This is a genomic window from Escherichia sp. MOD1-EC5990 (assembly GCF_002965285.1).
In the GTDB taxonomy this organism is placed as follows: domain Bacteria; phylum Pseudomonadota; class Gammaproteobacteria; order Enterobacterales; family Enterobacteriaceae; genus Escherichia; species Escherichia coli_F.
Map to the genome: position 1 here is coordinate 23,123 of NZ_PTRV01000015.1, position 16,034 is coordinate 39,156.

Below are 16,034 nucleotides of genomic sequence, written 5' to 3' on the forward strand. Positions count from 1 at the left end.
GTGCGATATCTGGCAACATTGTTGTTATCTCTGGCGGTGTTAATCACCGCCGGGTGTGGCTGGCATCTGCGTGATACTACGCAGGTTCCTTCCACTATGAAGGTCATGATTCTGGACTCAGGCGATCCGAACGGGCCATTAAGCCGTGCGGTGCGTAACCAGTTACGTCTGAATGGTGTCGAGTTGCTTGATAAAGAAACCACGCGTAAGGACGTTCCATCCCTGCGTTTGGGTGCTGTATCAATCTCGCAGGATACCGCGTCGGTTTTCCGTAATGGTCAAACTGCGGAATATCAGATGGTGATGACTGTTAGCGCGTCGGTATTGATTCCTGGACGAGATATCTACCCGATTAGCGCCAAAGTCTTCCGTTCGTTCTTCGATAACCCGCAAATGGCGTTAGCGAAAGATAACGAGCAGGAAATGATCATTAAAGAGATGTACGACCGTGCTGCCGAACAGCTGATTCGTAAGCTACCAAGCATCCGTGCTGCGGATATTCGTTCCGACGAAGAACAGACGTCGACCACAACGGATACTCCGGCAACGCCTGCACGCGTCTCTACCACGCTGGGTAACTGATGATTCGGTTGTACCCGGAACAACTCCGCGCGCAGCTCAATGAAGGGCTGCGCGCGGCGTATCTTTTACTTGGTAACGATCCTCTGTTACTGCAGGAAAGCCAGGACGCTATTCGTCAGGTCGCTGCGGCACAAGGATTCGAAGAACACCACACTTTTTCCATTGATCCCAACACTGACTGGAATGCGGTCTTTTCGTTATGCCAGGCCATGAGTCTGTTTGCCAGTCGACAAACGCTATTGCTGTTGTTACCAGAAAACGGACCGAATGCGGCGATCAATGAACAACTTCTCACACTCACTGGACTTCTGCATGACGACCTGCTGTTGATCGTCCGCGGTAATAAATTAAGCAAAGCGCAAGAAAATGCCGCCTGGTTTACTGCTCTTGCGAATCGCAGCGTGCAGGTGACCTGTCAGACGCCGGAGCAGGCTCAGCTTCCCCGCTGGGTTGCTGCGCGTGCAAAACAGCTCAACTTAGAACTGGATGACGCGGCAAACCAAGTGCTCTGCTACTGTTATGAAGGTAACCTGCTGGCGCTGGCCCAGGCACTGGAGCGTTTATCGCTACTCTGGCCAGACGGCAAACTGACATTACCGCGCGTTGAACAGGCGGTGAATGATGCCGCGCATTTCACCCCTTTTCATTGGGTTGATGCTTTGTTGATGGGCAAAAGTAAGCGCGCGTTGCATATTCTTCAGCAACTGCGTCTGGAAGGCAGCGAGCCGGTTATTTTGTTGCGCACATTACAACGAGAACTGTTGTTACTGGTTAACCTGAAACGCCAGTCTGCCCATACGCCACTGCGTGCGTTGTTTGATAAACATCGCGTTTGGCAGAACCGCCGGGGCATGATGAGTGAGGCGTTAAATCGCTTAAGCCAGCCGCAGTTACGTCAGGCCGTGCAACTCCTGACACGAACGGAACTCACCCTCAAACAAGATTACGGTCAGTCAGTGTGGGCAGAGCTGGAAGGGTTATCTCTTCTGTTGTGCCATAAACCCCTGGCGGACGTATTTATCGACGGTTGATATGAAATCTTTACAGGCTCTGTTTGGTGGCACCTTTGATCCGGTGCACTATGGTCATCTTAAGCCCGTGGAAACGCTGGCGAACTTGATTGGTCTGACGCGAGTCACCATCATCCCTAATAATGTTCCTCCGCATCGTCCCCAGCCGGAAGCAACCAGCGTGCAGCGTAAACACATGCTTGAACTGGCGATTGCCGACAAGCCACTGTTTACTCTTGATGAACGCGAGCTAAAGCGCAATTCTCCCTCTTACACTGCGCAAACACTGAAAGAATGGCGGCAGGAACAAGGGCCAGATGTGCCGCTGGCATTTATTATTGGCCAGGATTCACTGCTCACCTTTCCAACCTGGTACGAATACGAAACGATACTCGACAATGCACATTTGATCGTCTGTCGGCGTCCCGGTTACCCACTTGAAATGGCGCAACCGCAATACCAGCAATGGCTGGAAGATCATTTGACACATAACCCGGAAGATCTCCATCTTCAGCCTGCCGGAAAAATTTATCTGGCTGAAACGCCATGGTTTAACATCTCGGCGACCATCATCCGCGAACGTTTGCAAAACGGTGAATCGTGTGAGGATTTATTGCCGGAACCGGTACTGACTTACATTAACCAACAAGGCTTGTATCGCTGATACCTGTCGTTACGGAGGGCATGATGCGACTGTGGTTAATTCGTCATGGCGAAACGCAAGCGAATATCGATGGTCTGTACAGCGGTCATGCTCCCACACCCCTGACTGCGCGCGGTATTGAGCAAGCGCAAAATCTGCATACGCTGCTACATGGTGTTTCCTTTGACCTGGTTTTATGCAGTGAACTGGAACGGGCACAGCATACCGCGCGACGGGTTCTCAGTGATCGCCAGCTCCCCGTGCAAATCATCCCTGAACTCAACGAAATGTTTTTTGGCGACTGGGAGATGCGACATCATCGCGACCTCATGCAAGAAGATGCCGAAAACTATAGCGCGTGGTGCAATGACTGGCAGCATGCTATCCCCACGAACGGTGAAGGATTTCAGGCATTTTCACAACGTGTGGAACGGTTTATCGCAAGGCTTAGTGAATTTCAGCACTATCAGAATATTTTAGTCGTCAGCCATCAGGGTGTACTGAGTCTGTTAATCGCTCGTTTAATTGGCATGCCTGCCGAGGCTATGTGGCATTTTCGCGTTGACCAGGGGTGTTGGAGCGCCATTGATATCAACCAAAAATTCGCGACGCTACGCGTCCTCAATAGCCGTGCCATCGGGGTCGAGAATACATGACTTTTCTGTTTTTTTACGGGTAAGCCGCAACGACCATTGACAGCCCCGGGCAGGCTGATATTCTCCGCAGCCAGACTTTTTCCGCCAGACACGACTTTGTAGAAATTGTTTTACAAAAATGGCGATGCAATCTGCGGCGCGGGGTGGGATGATAGCCCACTTTCGAAAGCCGATTCGGCGACAATTGTCCCGAAATCGCCTCTGGTTCAGGTATACTGACAGACCATTTTTATCTATTTGATTCACCCAGGGGGAAAACTTGCAGGGTAAAGCACTCCAGGATTTTGTTATCGACAAAATTGATGACCTCAAAGGTCAGGACATCATCGCCTTAGACGTTCAAGGCAAATCCAGCATCACCGACTGCATGATCATCTGTACGGGTACGTCCAGCCGTCATGTTATGTCCATTGCTGACCACGTTGTGCAGGAGTCTCGCGCAGCGGGCCTGTTACCGCTCGGCGTAGAAGGTGAAAACAGTGCCGACTGGATTGTCGTGGATTTGGGCGATGTGATTGTCCATGTCATGCAGGAAGAGAGCCGTCGCCTGTATGAACTGGAAAAACTCTGGAGTTAATGCGTGAAGCTGCAACTTGTCGCCGTGGGAACGAAAATGCCGGATTGGGTACAAACCGGTTTTACCGAGTACCTGCGTCGTTTTCCGAAAGATATGCCCTTTGAGCTGATTGAAATTCCGGCCGGAAAACGCGGCAAGAATGCGGACATCAAGCGCATACTCGACAAAGAGGGTGAGCAGATGCTGGCAGCCGCAGGCAAAAACCGCATTGTCACCCTCGATATTCCAGGCAAGCCCTGGGATACGCCGCAGTTAGCCGCTGAACTGGAACGCTGGAAGCTGGATGGTCGCGACGTCAGTCTGCTGATTGGCGGGCCTGAAGGGTTGTCGCCTGCCTGCAAAGCGGCGGCGGAGCAGAGCTGGTCGCTGTCGGCGCTTACCCTTCCCCATCCGCTGGTTCGCGTGCTGGTCGCAGAGAGTCTGTACCGGGCGTGGAGCATCACCACCAACCATCCTTATCACCGTGAGTGATAAGGGAGCTTTGAGTAGAAAATGCAGCGGATGAAACTACAGAACTCTTTTCGCGACTATACGGCAGAGTCCGCGCTGTTTGTGCGCCGGGCGCTGGTCGCCTTTTTGGGGATTTTGCTGCTGACCGGCGTGCTTATCGCCAACCTGTATAATCTGCAAATTGTTCGCTTTACCGATTACCAGACCCGATCTAATGAAAACCGCATTAAGCTGGTGCCTATCGCGCCCAGCCGCGGCATTATCTACGACCGTAACGGTATCCCTCTGGCACTTAACCGCACTATCTACCAGATAGAGATGATGCCGGAGAAAGTCGATAACGTGCAGCAAACGCTGGACGCTTTGCGCAGCGTGGTTGATCTGACCGATGACGATATTGCTGCATTCCGAAAAGAGCGCGCACGTTCACACCGTTTCACCTCCATTCCGGTGAAAACTAACCTGACTGAAGTACAAGTGGCACGCTTTGCCGTCAATCAGTACCGTTTTCCGGGTGTCGAAGTTAAAGGCTATAAGCGTCGTTACTATCCTTACGGTTCAGCATTGACCCACGTCATCGGCTATGTGTCGAAAATCAACGATAAAGACGTCGAACGCCTGAATAATGACGGCAAACTGGCCAACTATGCGGCAACGCATGATATCGGTAAGCTGGGCATTGAGCGTTACTATGAAGACGTGCTTCACGGTCAGACAGGTTATGAAGAGGTTGAAGTTAACAACCGTGGGCGTGTTATCCGCCAGTTAAAAGAAGTGCCACCGCAAGCCGGACACGATATTTACCTGACGCTGGATCTCAAACTCCAGCAATATATTGAAACGCTGCTGGCGGGTAGCCGCGCAGCGGTGGTAGTCACCGATCCGCGTACAGGTGGGGTGCTGGCGCTGGTTTCCACGCCTAGTTATGACCCAAACCTGTTTGTTGACGGTATCTCCAGCAAAGATTATTCCGCCTTGCTGAACGACCCAAATACACCGCTGGTGAACCGCGCCACACAGGGGGTTTATCCTCCCGCGTCTACAGTTAAACCCTATGTGGCGGTTTCGGCATTGAGCGCCGGAGTGATCACGCGCAATACGACGCTGTTTGACCCAGGCTGGTGGCAACTGCCAGGTTCAGAAAAACGTTATCGTGACTGGAAAAAATGGGGCCACGGGCGTCTGAATGTCACAAGATCGCTGGAAGAATCTGCGGATACCTTCTTCTATCAGGTGGCCTACGATATGGGGATCGATCGCCTCTCCGAATGGATGGGTAAATTCGGTTATGGTCATTACACCGGTATCGACCTGGCGGAAGAACGTTCCGGCAACATGCCTACCCGTGAATGGAAACAGAAACGCTTTAAAAAACCGTGGTATCAGGGTGACACCATTCCGGTTGGTATCGGTCAGGGTTACTGGACAGCGACCCCAATCCAGATGAGTAAGGCACTGATGATCCTGATTAATGACGGTATCGTGAAGGTTCCGCATTTGCTGATGAGCACCGCTGAAGACGGCAAACAGGTGCCATGGGTACAACCGCATGAACCGCCCGTCGGCGATATTCATTCCGGTTACTGGGAGCTGGCAAAAGACGGTATGTACGGTGTTGCTAACCGCCCTAACGGTACGGCGCATAAATACTTTGCCAGCGCACCGTACAAAATTGCGGCGAAATCTGGTACAGCTCAGGTCTTCGGTCTGAAAGCGAACGAAACCTATAATGCGCACAAAATTGCCGAGCGTTTACGTGACCACAAACTGATGACCGCCTTTGCGCCATACAACAATCCGCAAGTCGCTGTCGCCATGATTCTGGAGAACGGCGGTGCGGGTCCGGCGGTTGGTACGCTGATGCGCCAGATCCTCGACCACATTATGCTGGGTGATAACAACACCGATCTGCCTGCGGAAAATCCAGCGGTTGCCGCAGCGGAGGACCATTAATCATGACGGATAATCCGAATAAAAAAACATTCTGGGATAAAGTCCATCTCGATCCCACAATGCTGCTGATCTTACTGGCATTGCTGGTTTACAGCGCCCTGGTTATCTGGAGCGCCAGCGGTCAGGATATTGGCATGATGGAGCGTAAAATCGGCCAAATCGCGATGGGTCTGGTCATCATGGTGGTGATGGCGCAAATTCCTCCACGCGTTTATGAAGGCTGGGCCCCCTATCTCTATATCATCTGTATTATTTTGCTGGTGGCAGTAGATGCTTTTGGTGCCATCTCTAAAGGCGCTCAACGCTGGCTGGACCTCGGTATCGTTCGTTTTCAGCCGTCGGAAATTGCCAAAATAGCCGTACCACTGATGGTAGCGCGCTTTATCAACCGCGACGTTTGCCCGCCGTCGTTGAAGAACACAGGCATCGCGCTGGTGCTGATATTTATGCCCACGCTGCTGGTGGCTGCGCAGCCTGACCTGGGGACATCAATCCTCGTTGCGCTTTCCGGTCTGTTTGTACTGTTCCTCTCTGGCCTTAGCTGGCGTCTGATTGGCGTCGCAGTAGTGCTGGTAGCGGCGTTCATTCCAATTCTGTGGTTCTTCCTGATGCATGATTACCAGCGCCAACGCGTAATGATGCTCCTGGACCCGGAATCAGACCCACTCGGCGCGGGCTATCACATTATTCAGTCTAAAATTGCTATTGGCTCCGGCGGATTACGCGGCAAAGGTTGGCTGCATGGCACTCAGTCACAACTTGAATTTCTACCCGAACGCCATACCGACTTTATCTTCGCGGTACTGGCGGAAGAGCTGGGATTAGTGGGCATTTTGATTCTGCTCGCTCTCTACATTCTGCTGATCATGCGCGGGCTGTGGATAGCCGCCAGAGCGCAAACCACCTTTGGTCGCGTCATGGCTGGCGGCTTAATGCTGATATTATTCGTTTATGTCTTCGTAAATATTGGTATGGTAAGCGGTATTCTGCCGGTTGTAGGGGTTCCGCTCCCACTGGTCAGTTATGGAGGATCGGCGCTAATTGTGCTGATGGCTGGGTTCGGGATTGTAATGTCAATCCACACCCACAGGAAAATGTTGTCGAAAAGCGTGTAAGAGGTGCGCAATGCGTAAGCAGTGGCTCGGGATCTGCATCGCGGCAGGAATGCTCGCGGCATGTACAAGCGATGATGGTCAGCAACAGACGGTAAGTGTACCGCAGCCTGCGGTATGTAACGGCCCCATAGTTGAAATTAGCGGGGCGGACCCGCGTTTCGAACCACTGAACGCGACGGCAAATCAGGATTACCAGCGCGACGGTAAAAGCTACAAAATCGTGCAGGATCCGTCTCGATTTAGCCAGGCGGGACTGGCGGCAATCTATGATGCCGAACCAGGCAGTAACCTGACGGCCTCTGGCGAAGCTTTCGATCCGACACAGCTGACGGCGGCCCATCCAACGCTTCCGATCCCCAGCTACGCCAGAATCACTAACCTGGCTAACGGGCGAATGATCGTGGTGCGCATTAATGATCGCGGTCCTTACGGCAACGACCGCGTTATTTCGCTTTCTCGCGCAGCAGCTGACCGTCTTAACACGTCAAACAACACCAAAGTTCGTATCGATCCGATTATTGTCGCCCAGGATGGTTCGCTTTCTGGTCCTGGTATGGCTTGTACCACAGTCGCCAAACAGACTTACGCCCTGCCTGCACCTCCCGATTTAAGCGGTGGCGCGGGAACAAGTTCAGTGTCTGGCCCACAGGGTGACATTCTTCCGGTCAGTAATTCGACGCTAAAAAGCGAAGATCCGACCGGCGCACCGGTAACCAGCAGCGGTTTCCTCGGTGCACCAACGACGTTAGCGCCTGGTGTGCTGGAAGGCAGCGAACCAACACCTGCGCCACAGCCCGTTGTTACAGCTCCCTCGACAACGCCTGCAACCTCGCCTGCAATGGTGACACCGCAAGCCGCCTCGCAAAGCGCTAGCGGCAACTTTATGGTGCAAGTTGGGGCCGTAAGCGATCAGGCGCGTGCGCAACAGTACCAACAGCAACTGGGACAGAAGTTCGGCGTCCCCGGCCGCGTGACCCAAAATGGCGCAGTCTGGCGGATCCAGCTTGGTCCATTCGCCAGCAAAGCCGAAGCCAGTACCTTGCAGCAACGTTTGCAAACCGAAGCCCAATTACAGTCATTTATTACCACCGCGCAGTAGCGTAAAGCAGGCATCTGATGTGTCAATTTCTGTAAATGACGTTAACAAAGTCACGCGGAAAGTCAGATGCCTGCCGGTAGTGCATTTGCTATAGTAGGGCACTTTTTTTAATTCCATCACGGATGTCGTAGTTCAGACCATGAATACCATTTTTTCCGCTCGTATCATGAAGCGCCTGGCGCTCACCACGGCTCTTTGCACAGCCTTTATCTCTGCTGCACATGCCGATGACCTGAATATCAAAACTATGATCCCGGGTGTACCGCAGATCGATGCGGAGTCCTACATCCTGATTGACTATAACTCCGGCAAAGTGCTCGCCGAACAGAACGCAGATGTCCGCCGCGATCCTGCCAGCCTGACCAAAATGATGACCAGTTACGTTATCGGCCAGGCAATGAAAGCCGGTAAATTTAAAGAAACTGATTTAGTCACTATCGGCAACGACGCATGGGCTACCGGTAACCCGGTGTTTAAAGGTTCTTCGCTGATGTTCCTCAAACCGGGCATGCAGGTTCCGGTTTCTCAGCTGATCCGCGGTATTAACCTGCAATCGGGTAACGATGCTTGCGTCGCTATGGCCGATTTTGCCGCTGGTAGCCAGGACGCTTTTGTTGGCTTGATGAACAGCTACGTTAACGCACTGGGCCTGAAAAACACTCACTTCCAGACCGTGCACGGTCTCGACGCTGACGGTCAGTACAGCTCCGCGCGAGATATGGCGCTGATCGGCCAGGCGTTGATCCGTGACGTACCGAATGAATACTCGATCTATAAAGAAAAAGAATTTACGTTTAACGGTATTCGCCAGCTGAACCGTAACGGCCTGTTATGGGATAACAGCCTGAATGTCGACGGCATCAAAACCGGACACACTGACAAAGCAGGTTACAACCTTGTTGCTTCTGCGACTGAAGGCCAGATGCGCTTGATCTCTGCGGTGATGGGCGGACGTACTTTTAAAGGCCGTGAAGCCGAAAGTAAAAAACTGCTAACCTGGGGCTTCCGTTTCTTCGAAACCGTTAACCCACTGAAAGTAGGTAAAGAGTTCGCCTCTGAACCGGTTTGGTTTGGTGATTCTGATCGCGCTTCGTTAGGTGTTGATAAAGACGTGTACCTGACCATTCCGCGTGGCCGCATGAAAGATCTGAAAGCCAGCTATGTGCTGAACAGCAGTGAATTGCATGCGCCGCTGCAAAAGAATCAGGTCGTCGGTACTATCAACTTCCAGCTTGATGGCAAAACGATCGAACAACGCCCGCTGGTTGTGCTGCAAGAAATCCCGGAAGGCAACTTCTTCGGCAAAATCATTGATTACATTAAGTTAATGTTCCATCACTGGTTTGGTTAAAAATCGAACACTTGAAAGTGTGATTTCCGCCCCCATATACTAAGCATCAGTAAAAAACTCCCGCCTTCTGGCGGGAGTTGCTATTTAATTACGTTACGCCGGAGCTGACATGAAAACCAAACTTAACGAACTGCTTGAATTCCCTACTCCTTTTACTTACAAAGTTATGGGGCAGGCGTTACCTGAGCTGGTTGATCAGGTGGTTGAAGTGGTACAGCGCCATGCGCCAGGTGACTACACCCCAACGGTAAAACCAAGCAGCAAAGGCAACTACCACTCGGTATCTATCACTATCAACGCCACTCATATTGAGCAGGTTGAAACACTGTATGAAGAACTGGGCAAAATCGATATTGTCCGCATGGTTCTGTAACTCGCGTATTCTTTACCCGGCCCCTGGTCGGGTAACTCCCCTCTCCTCGCTGTGATATACTTTTCCCCCACTTTTACTCATTCTCCACGGAGATGCCGTTTTGTATCAGGATAAAATTCTTGTCCGCCAGCTCGGTCTTCAGCCTTACGAGCCAATCTCCCAGGCTATGCATGAATTCACCGATACCCGCGATGAAAGTACCCTTGATGAAATCTGGCTGGTCGAGCACTATCCGGTATTCACCCAAGGGCAGGCAGGAAAAGCGGAGCACATTTTAATGCCGGGCGATATTCCGGTGATCCAAAGCGATCGCGGTGGGCAGGTGACTTATCACGGGCCGGGGCAACAGGTGATGTATGTGTTGCTTAACCTGAAACGCCGTAAACTCGGTGTGCGTGAACTGGTGACCTTGCTCGAGCAAACAGTGGTGAATACCCTGGCTGAACTGGGTATAGAAGCACATCCTCGGGCTGACGCGCCTGGTGTCTATGTCGGGGAAAAGAAAATTTGCTCACTTGGCTTACGTATTCGGCGCGGTTGTTCATTCCACGGTCTGGCATTAAACGTCAATATGGATCTTTCGCCATTTTTACGTATTAATCCTTGTGGGTATGCCGGAATGGAAATGGCTAAAATATCACAATGGAAACCCGAAGCGACAACTAATAATATTGCACCGCGTTTGCTAGAAAATATTTTAGTGCTACTAAACAATCCCGACTTCGAATATATTACCGCTTAATTACATACATCAATGGCCCAATTTACACTGGGTCATTACTCATAATACCTGCTAATGCTTTACTTCTCCTTCGCGTTTGTATATTTTCTTTATCACTTGCAGAAATGCGATGCAATGCTTCGCTCCGTAACTCACCCCATTGATTAACTTATTGAAATAGTTGACTATGGTGAGCAAAAGCGTTCCATTCAAATTAGATATAAGATTATTGTAATTTTTTTAAATATTATTTTTCCATGAATAAAATTGGAGTAAGTGCGTGGATAGTAATAATCAAATTGAACCCTGTTTAAGCAGAAAGTCGTCAGAAGGTAAACCACAAATATTTACAACCTTACGAAATATTGATCTTAACCTTCTGACTATTTTTGAAGCTGTGTATGTGCATAAAGGGATCGTTAATGCAGCGAAAGTGCTTAATCTGACACCCTCGGCAATCAGTCAGTCTATTCAGAAACTGCGCGTTATATTCCCTGACCCATTGTTTATTCGCAAAGGCCAGGGCGTCACTCCTACTGCATTTGCAATGCATTTGCATGAGTATATCAGTCAGGGCCTTGAATCCATTCTCGGCGCGCTGGATATCGAAGGAACCTATGATAAGCAACGAACGATAACTATCGCGACCACCCCCTCGGTCGGAGCCCTGGTCCTTCCTGTCATCTATCGGGCGATTAAATCTCACTATCCGCAGCTTTTACTGCGCAACCCCCCCATCAGCGACGCGGAAAACCAACTCAGTCAGTTTCAAACCGATCTCATCATCGATAACATGTTTTGCACCAATCGTACGGTGCAACATCATGTTCTGTTCACCGACAATATGGTGTTAATTTGCCGCGAGGGAAATCCGCTACTCTCTTTAGAAGATGACAGAGAGACTATTGACAACGCTGCGCATATACTCCTGTTACCGGAAGGGCAAAATTTCAGCGGTCTGCGGCAGAGAGTTCAAGAGATGTTTCCGGACCGGCAAATCAGTTTCACCAGCTACAACATTTTGACAATCGCTGCACTGGTTGCCAACAGTGACATGTTAGCGATTATTCCCAGCCGTTTTTATAACCTGTTTAGCCGTTGCTGGCCGCTGGAAAAACTGCCTTTTCCGTCCTTAAATGAGGAGCAAGTAGATTTCTCTATCCACTACAACAAATTCAGCCTGCGTGATCCCATCCTGCACGGGGTAATAGATGTTATCCGTAATGCATTTTGAAAAAGTATTGTTACAGCCAGATCACAGCGAAGAACGAAAAAATGGCACAATCCAACAACAATTTTACATTTTCGCGACCGCTTTGGCTGCTTTCAGGTCCGTTTCAATGATATACTGCCAGTCGTTAATTCAAAAATAGTTGATAATTACAACAATCTATTGAATTGAAACGCTTTCCTTCGTAATTCGCAACTGGAACACGCACGCTATGAGTAAACCCATTGTGATGGAACGCGGTGTTAAATACCGCGATGCCGATAAGATGGCCCTTATCCCGGTTAAAAACGTGGCAACAGAGCGCGAAGCCCTGCTGCGCAAGCCGGAATGGATGAAAATCAAGCTTCCAGCGGACTCTACACGTATCCAGGGCATCAAAGCCGCAATGCGCAAAAATGGCCTGCATTCTGTCTGCGAGGAAGCCTCCTGCCCTAACCTGGCGGAATGCTTCAACCACGGCACAGCAACGTTTATGATCCTCGGCGCTATTTGTACCCGCCGTTGTCCGTTCTGTGACGTTGCCCACGGTCGCCCGGTAGCTCCGGATGCCAATGAACCAGTGAAACTGGCGCAGACCATTGCCGATATGGCGCTGCGTTATGTGGTTATCACCTCCGTTGACCGTGATGACCTGCGCGATGGCGGTGCCCAGCACTTTGCGGATTGCATTACTGCCATTCGGGAAAAAAGCCCGCAAATCAAAATTGAAACTCTGGTGCCGGATTTCCGCGGTCGTATGGATCGTGCTCTGGATATTCTGACCGCCACACCACCAGATGTGTTCAACCATAACCTGGAAAACGTACCGCGTATTTACCGTCAGGTACGGCCTGGTGCAGATTACAACTGGTCGCTGAAGCTGCTGGAACGCTTTAAAGAAGCGCATCCGGAAATCCCGACCAAGTCTGGTCTGATGGTGGGTCTGGGTGAAACCAATGAAGAAATTATTGAGGTAATGCGCGACCTGCGCCGTCATGGTGTGACGATGCTAACGCTGGGGCAATATTTGCAGCCAAGCCGCCATCACCTGCCGGTTCAACGTTACGTTAGCCCGGATGAGTTCGACGAAATGAAAGCCGAAGCGCTGGCGATGGGCTTTACCCATGCTGCATGCGGTCCGTTTGTCCGCTCGTCTTACCACGCCGATTTGCAGGCGAAAGGGATGGAAGTTAAGTAATCCTGTAATAATTACTTACATCTGTCTGATAAAAAACCCGCTTTTTGAAGCGGGTTTTTTGTATCGAACAAGATATTGAGGGAGCGTCCTGCTCGCCACGTCACTCTTTATGAGAGAGCTTTTCAGCCTGAAGATCAACGTCTGCGCCTTTTTTCGCCGCAGCATCGTCATCATTCATCGCCTTCTTGAACCCTTTAATGGCCGCTCCAAGGTCTCCGCCCAGCGTACGTAACTTCTTAGTCCCAAACAGCAGAACGACCAGCGCCGCAACTACCAGCAGTTTGGTAATACTAATCTCACCCATAGATACCTTCTTGACATATAACCGGCAACAGAACGCGCCTTAAAAACCAGAGAATATTAACGGTCATTCGACGCGCGCACACAATAGCAATCTGTAACAAGGTGAATCAAGCGCCGAGTAAAAAAACATCATAATAATTGCGGCGGCGCAAAGCGACGGTTGTTTAAGACGGGCAGTTGCGCGCGCACCTGACGCACACGTTCGGGCGTCACTTCCGCCATAATGAGTGCAGGCATTTCTGACGCTGCCGCAATGGTGACGCCAAAGGGATCTATAATCCGGCTTTGCCCGATATTTTTGTTCCCGCACTCCCCCGCCGCCACCATATAACAGGTGGTATCCAGCGCACGAGCGGCAAGCAACGTTGACCAGTGATGCTCTTTGAGCGGCCCGCGAACCCAGGCGGCAGGAAGTACCAGGATTTCAGCTCCCTGTAATGCCTGTGCCAGCGCCAGCTCTGGAAAGCGTAAGTCATAACAGGTCATCAGACCGACCTTCATCCCTTCCACCTCCAGTAACGGAGCTATTTCATTACCAGCATCAACATGGCGTGATTCCTGAATGGCAAATGCATCATAGAGATGCAGTTTGGCATAACGGGCGACGATGTTTCCTGCCTGTAGCGCCACCAGCATATTCCATGCGCGCCCCGGCGTTGAAGGAACATGAATCGTCAGAATTGTCGTCATCATGTTACGTTTACTTTCTCGCCGTAAACGTCCGAGGAATTCGCCTTCCAGCAGCTGTGCTGATTTAACCGATAGATCTGCATCATGATCATCACGCGCCAACAATGCTTCCGGCAGGACAAACAGCGAAACGTCGTTTTCCGCCGCCTGCGCCATCAACGAGGCACAAATCTCAGCGTTCTTTTCCCACACAGATGTAACAGCAAACTGTCCTGCGGCAACCAGCATTGCCACCTCCTCCTGTCAGAGTCGTAAAATTCGCCAACGGCGATTATTCGGCGTTACACTTATCACTCATACAAATCAAATAGCAGGATTTTGCAGTGTTACAACTTCTTTTAGCAGTTTTTATTGGCGGTGGTACGGGAAGCGTGGCGAGATGGCTGTTAAGTATGCGATTTAACCCGCTGCATCAGGCGATTCCGTTGGGGACGCTGGCTGCAAACCTGATTGGGGCATTCATCATAGGAATGGGATTCGCCTGGTTTAGCAGGATGACGAACATTGATCCAGTGTGGAAAGTATTAATCACCACCGGATTTTGTGGCGGTCTAACAACCTTCTCAACATTTTCGGCAGAAGTGGTGTTTTTGTTACAAGAGGGCCGCTTTGGCTGGGCGTTGCTGAACGTTTTCGTCAACCTTCTGGGGTCTTTTGCCATGACCGCACTGGCTTTCTGGCTGTTTTCGGCCTCAACCGCACACTAAAGACCAAAAAAAACCCGCTGATTAAGCGGGTTTTGAATTCTTGCTGACGTATCTTACAGAGCGATTACGTTTGCAGCAGAAGGGCCTTTGGCACCGTTAGTGATTTCGAACTCTACGCGCTGACCTTCAGCAAGAGTTTTAAAACCATTAGTCTGGATTGCAGAGAAGTGTACGAACACGTCTTTGCTGCCGTCTTCCGGAGTAATGAAACCGAATCCTTTGGACTCATTAAACCACTTAACGTTACCTTTAATCTTAGACATCAAAATTACCTTTACATGAAAAATAGACACAAATGCTGTGTCGGTTACCAGTACACCAATTGTGGTACGCTTTGTCCAGTGCAACTTTACTAAAAAGTGATAAAAGTCGCGTTATTTTTGATGTTAATTATTTTAGTCATTGATTTTAAAGAAGTTACTAAAATTTCATTTGTCTCAAAACTGAAAGCGCATCCAGGCAAAGTACACATTGCCATTGTTATAGGTACCCGGAATGTAGGTCATCTGAAAAGTCACTGGACCATAACCCACAGAGGCCAATGGCAGTAGAACCGGGAGAGGGATGTAATTCCAGTTATCGCGTGCCGTTACGCCAGCGGTGAATCCCAGTCCTAAATGAAAATTTTCATCCGCCAGCGGTCGCCAGGTACTTTCCCATCCGTATCCGGCAATCGGTTCCCATTTGTTCCACGAGTCCTTAAATGCCATGGCATACAGGCCATGCCAGTTTCCTTTTTCATCCCAACGCGACTGACCAAAACCGCCACCCCACGGTCGCTCGTTATAGCGATCGGTTTTTTCTTTGTCGTAAGCGAAACGAGCATGCCAGGTGATGGCAGGAATATATAAATCATAATGTTCAGGCTGTTGCCAGGTTTGTGTAATATTTTCTCCAAACGTTGTCATCCACTCATCTGCGTTAGCTAAAACTTTACCAACGCTGATTAACTGAATAAAAACAAAGGAAAATATAGAGATATATTTACTCACGTTCATTTGTGACCATAAAACATTTATCAAAAATCTACTATTAGCATAGCAAAGCTACAATTAACATAACCTTAATAGCCCCAACATGAAGAATAATCTGAATAGCTGTTCTATTTATTTCCGCTTGTTCAAGATAAATATTTCCGCGCATCTATTAAAGATGATGCGTCGTTTTCTGCGATGGGAATAGTCATAAAAGAAAAACCAAGTCTTTTTTGATGACAAAATACAATCAAGAAAAAATTACTTTATTTTTTAATAAGATACAAAAAAATTCTTGACGAAGAATATATTATATATCGTCAACCTATGCTCATGGTAGATTATTTTTTGAGCGCACACCCGCGGCTAACACCATTGCAATTAACAAATTTGCATCAATCCACCATCAATTTACACACATT

The 16,034-nt window shown here is 49.9% G+C and carries 19 protein-coding genes; 15 read left to right on the forward strand and 4 right to left on the reverse strand.

What is annotated here, in order from left to right; all coding sequences use genetic code 11:
* The 14 genes from lptE (at position 1) to lipA (ending at position 12,938) form a co-directional block, all read left to right on the forward strand.
* Positions 1 to 582 carry an LPS assembly lipoprotein LptE gene (gene lptE / locus BEB42_RS17140; protein ID WP_001269665.1) on the forward strand — a complete coding sequence of 194 codons (582 nt, stop codon included), beginning with the start codon at positions 1 to 3 and terminating at the stop codon, positions 580 to 582.
* Entirely contained in the window at positions 582 to 1,613 is a 1,032-nt protein-coding gene (holA, locus tag BEB42_RS17145) for a DNA polymerase III subunit delta (protein ID WP_000620504.1), read from the forward strand. The genes lptE and holA overlap by 1 nt, the downstream gene beginning before the upstream one ends.
* 1 nt (position 1,614) lies before the next feature.
* Positions 1,615 to 2,256, forward strand: a complete 642-nt coding sequence (gene nadD, locus BEB42_RS17150; protein WP_000838896.1) for a nicotinate-nucleotide adenylyltransferase — start codon at positions 1,615 to 1,617, stop codon at positions 2,254 to 2,256.
* Between the two features lie 23 nt (positions 2,257 to 2,279).
* Entirely contained in the window at positions 2,280 to 2,891 is a 612-nt protein-coding gene (locus tag BEB42_RS17155) for an adenosylcobalamin/alpha-ribazole phosphatase (protein ID WP_001241879.1), read from the forward strand.
* A 259-nt stretch (positions 2,892 to 3,150) separates the two neighbouring features.
* A complete protein-coding gene (gene rsfS, locus BEB42_RS17160; RefSeq protein WP_001161664.1) occupies positions 3,151 to 3,468 on the forward strand; it encodes a ribosome silencing factor in 318 nt (105 codons plus the stop codon).
* 3 nt (positions 3,469 to 3,471) lie between these two features.
* Positions 3,472 to 3,939 (forward strand): 23S rRNA (pseudouridine(1915)-N(3))-methyltransferase RlmH, encoded by a 468-nt coding sequence (gene rlmH / locus BEB42_RS17165; RefSeq protein WP_000776104.1) that lies wholly within the window; start codon positions 3,472 to 3,474, stop codon positions 3,937 to 3,939.
* Between the two features lie 30 nt (positions 3,940 to 3,969).
* Positions 3,970 to 5,871 (forward strand): peptidoglycan DD-transpeptidase MrdA, encoded by a 1,902-nt coding sequence (mrdA, locus tag BEB42_RS17170; protein WP_000776191.1) that lies wholly within the window; start codon positions 3,970 to 3,972, stop codon positions 5,869 to 5,871.
* A gap of 2 nt (positions 5,872 to 5,873) precedes the next feature.
* Complete coding sequence (mrdB, locus tag BEB42_RS17175) at positions 5,874 to 6,986, forward strand: peptidoglycan glycosyltransferase MrdB (RefSeq protein ID WP_000131719.1); 1,113 nt, start codon at positions 5,874 to 5,876, stop codon at positions 6,984 to 6,986.
* A 10-nt stretch (positions 6,987 to 6,996) separates the two neighbouring features.
* Positions 6,997 to 8,085, forward strand: coding sequence for an endolytic peptidoglycan transglycosylase RlpA (rlpA, locus tag BEB42_RS17180; RefSeq protein WP_001231428.1), 1,089 nt, complete (start codon positions 6,997 to 6,999; stop codon positions 8,083 to 8,085).
* Positions 8,086 to 8,224: 139 nt separating this feature from the next.
* On the forward strand, positions 8,225 to 9,436 hold the full coding sequence (dacA, locus tag BEB42_RS17185) for a D-alanyl-D-alanine carboxypeptidase DacA (RefSeq protein ID WP_001092082.1): 1,212 nt from the start codon (positions 8,225 to 8,227) through the stop codon (positions 9,434 to 9,436).
* 109 nt (positions 9,437 to 9,545) lie between these two features.
* Complete coding sequence (gene ybeD, locus BEB42_RS17190; RefSeq protein WP_000850550.1) at positions 9,546 to 9,809, forward strand: DUF493 family protein YbeD; 264 nt, start codon at positions 9,546 to 9,548, stop codon at positions 9,807 to 9,809.
* Between the two features lie 100 nt (positions 9,810 to 9,909).
* Positions 9,910 to 10,551 (forward strand): lipoyl(octanoyl) transferase LipB, encoded by a 642-nt coding sequence (gene lipB / locus BEB42_RS17195; protein WP_000284041.1) that lies wholly within the window; start codon positions 9,910 to 9,912, stop codon positions 10,549 to 10,551.
* 259 nt (positions 10,552 to 10,810) lie between these two features.
* The gene (locus BEB42_RS17205; RefSeq protein WP_000378039.1) at positions 10,811 to 11,764 is read left to right on the forward strand and encodes a YbeF family transcriptional regulator; all 954 of its coding nucleotides are present in this window, start codon (positions 10,811 to 10,813) and stop codon (positions 11,762 to 11,764) included.
* A 208-nt stretch (positions 11,765 to 11,972) separates the two neighbouring features.
* A complete protein-coding gene (gene lipA, locus BEB42_RS17215) occupies positions 11,973 to 12,938 on the forward strand; it encodes a lipoyl synthase (protein WP_000042632.1) in 966 nt (321 codons plus the stop codon).
* 100 nt (positions 12,939 to 13,038) lie between these two features.
* Here the strand turns inward: lipA and tatE are convergent, their stop codons facing one another.
* The gene (gene tatE, locus BEB42_RS17220) at positions 13,039 to 13,242 is read right to left on the reverse strand and encodes a twin-arginine translocase subunit TatE (RefSeq protein ID WP_000503931.1); all 204 of its coding nucleotides are present in this window, start codon (positions 13,240 to 13,242) and stop codon (positions 13,039 to 13,041) included.
* Between the two features lie 128 nt (positions 13,243 to 13,370).
* A complete protein-coding gene (locus BEB42_RS17225) occupies positions 13,371 to 14,159 on the reverse strand; it encodes a deaminated glutathione amidase (protein ID WP_001305561.1) in 789 nt (262 codons plus the stop codon).
* A gap of 95 nt (positions 14,160 to 14,254) precedes the next feature.
* On the opposite strand from BEB42_RS17225, the gene crcB reads away from it, so the two are divergent.
* A complete protein-coding gene (crcB, locus tag BEB42_RS17230; protein ID WP_000939738.1) occupies positions 14,255 to 14,638 on the forward strand; it encodes a fluoride efflux transporter CrcB in 384 nt (127 codons plus the stop codon).
* 53 nt (positions 14,639 to 14,691) lie between these two features.
* On the opposite strand, the gene cspE is transcribed toward crcB, so the two are convergent.
* Both cspE and pagP read right to left on the reverse strand, forming a co-directional pair.
* Positions 14,692 to 14,901, reverse strand: a complete 210-nt coding sequence (cspE, locus tag BEB42_RS17235) for a transcription antiterminator/RNA stability regulator CspE (RefSeq protein WP_000034825.1) — start codon at positions 14,899 to 14,901, stop codon at positions 14,692 to 14,694.
* A gap of 174 nt (positions 14,902 to 15,075) precedes the next feature.
* Positions 15,076 to 15,636, reverse strand: coding sequence for a lipid IV(A) palmitoyltransferase PagP (gene pagP, locus BEB42_RS17240; protein ID WP_001353362.1), 561 nt, complete (start codon positions 15,634 to 15,636; stop codon positions 15,076 to 15,078).
* Positions 15,637 to 16,034 lie beyond the last annotated feature (398 nt).

Bases quoted from the DNA above. Each gene is read 5' to 3' on its own strand.
- holA (WP_000620504.1), top strand. From the start codon at position 582: ATGATTCGGTTGTACCCGGAACAACTCCGCGCGCAGCTCAATGAAGGG.
- nadD (WP_000838896.1), top strand. From the start codon at position 1,615: ATGAAATCTTTACAGGCTCTGTTTGGTGGCACCTTTGATCCGGTGCAC.
- BEB42_RS17155 (WP_001241879.1), top strand. From the start codon at position 2,280: ATGCGACTGTGGTTAATTCGTCATGGCGAAACGCAAGCGAATATCGAT.
- mrdA (WP_000776191.1), top strand. From the start codon at position 3,970: ATGAAACTACAGAACTCTTTTCGCGACTATACGGCAGAGTCCGCGCTG.
- mrdB (WP_000131719.1), top strand. From the start codon at position 5,874: ATGACGGATAATCCGAATAAAAAAACATTCTGGGATAAAGTCCATCTC.
- rlpA (WP_001231428.1), top strand. From the start codon at position 6,997: ATGCGTAAGCAGTGGCTCGGGATCTGCATCGCGGCAGGAATGCTCGCG.
- dacA (WP_001092082.1), top strand. From the start codon at position 8,225: ATGAATACCATTTTTTCCGCTCGTATCATGAAGCGCCTGGCGCTCACC.
- ybeD (WP_000850550.1), top strand. From the start codon at position 9,546: ATGAAAACCAAACTTAACGAACTGCTTGAATTCCCTACTCCTTTTACT.
- lipA (WP_000042632.1), top strand. From the start codon at position 11,973: ATGAGTAAACCCATTGTGATGGAACGCGGTGTTAAATACCGCGATGCC.
- tatE (WP_000503931.1), bottom strand. From the start codon at position 13,242: ATGGGTGAGATTAGTATTACCAAACTGCTGGTAGTTGCGGCGCTGGTC.
- BEB42_RS17225 (WP_001305561.1), bottom strand. From the start codon at position 14,159: ATGCTGGTTGCCGCAGGACAGTTTGCTGTTACATCTGTGTGGGAAAAG.
- cspE (WP_000034825.1), bottom strand. From the start codon at position 14,901: ATGTCTAAGATTAAAGGTAACGTTAAGTGGTTTAATGAGTCCAAAGGA.
- pagP (WP_001353362.1), bottom strand. From the start codon at position 15,636: ATGAACGTGAGTAAATATATCTCTATATTTTCCTTTGTTTTTATTCAG.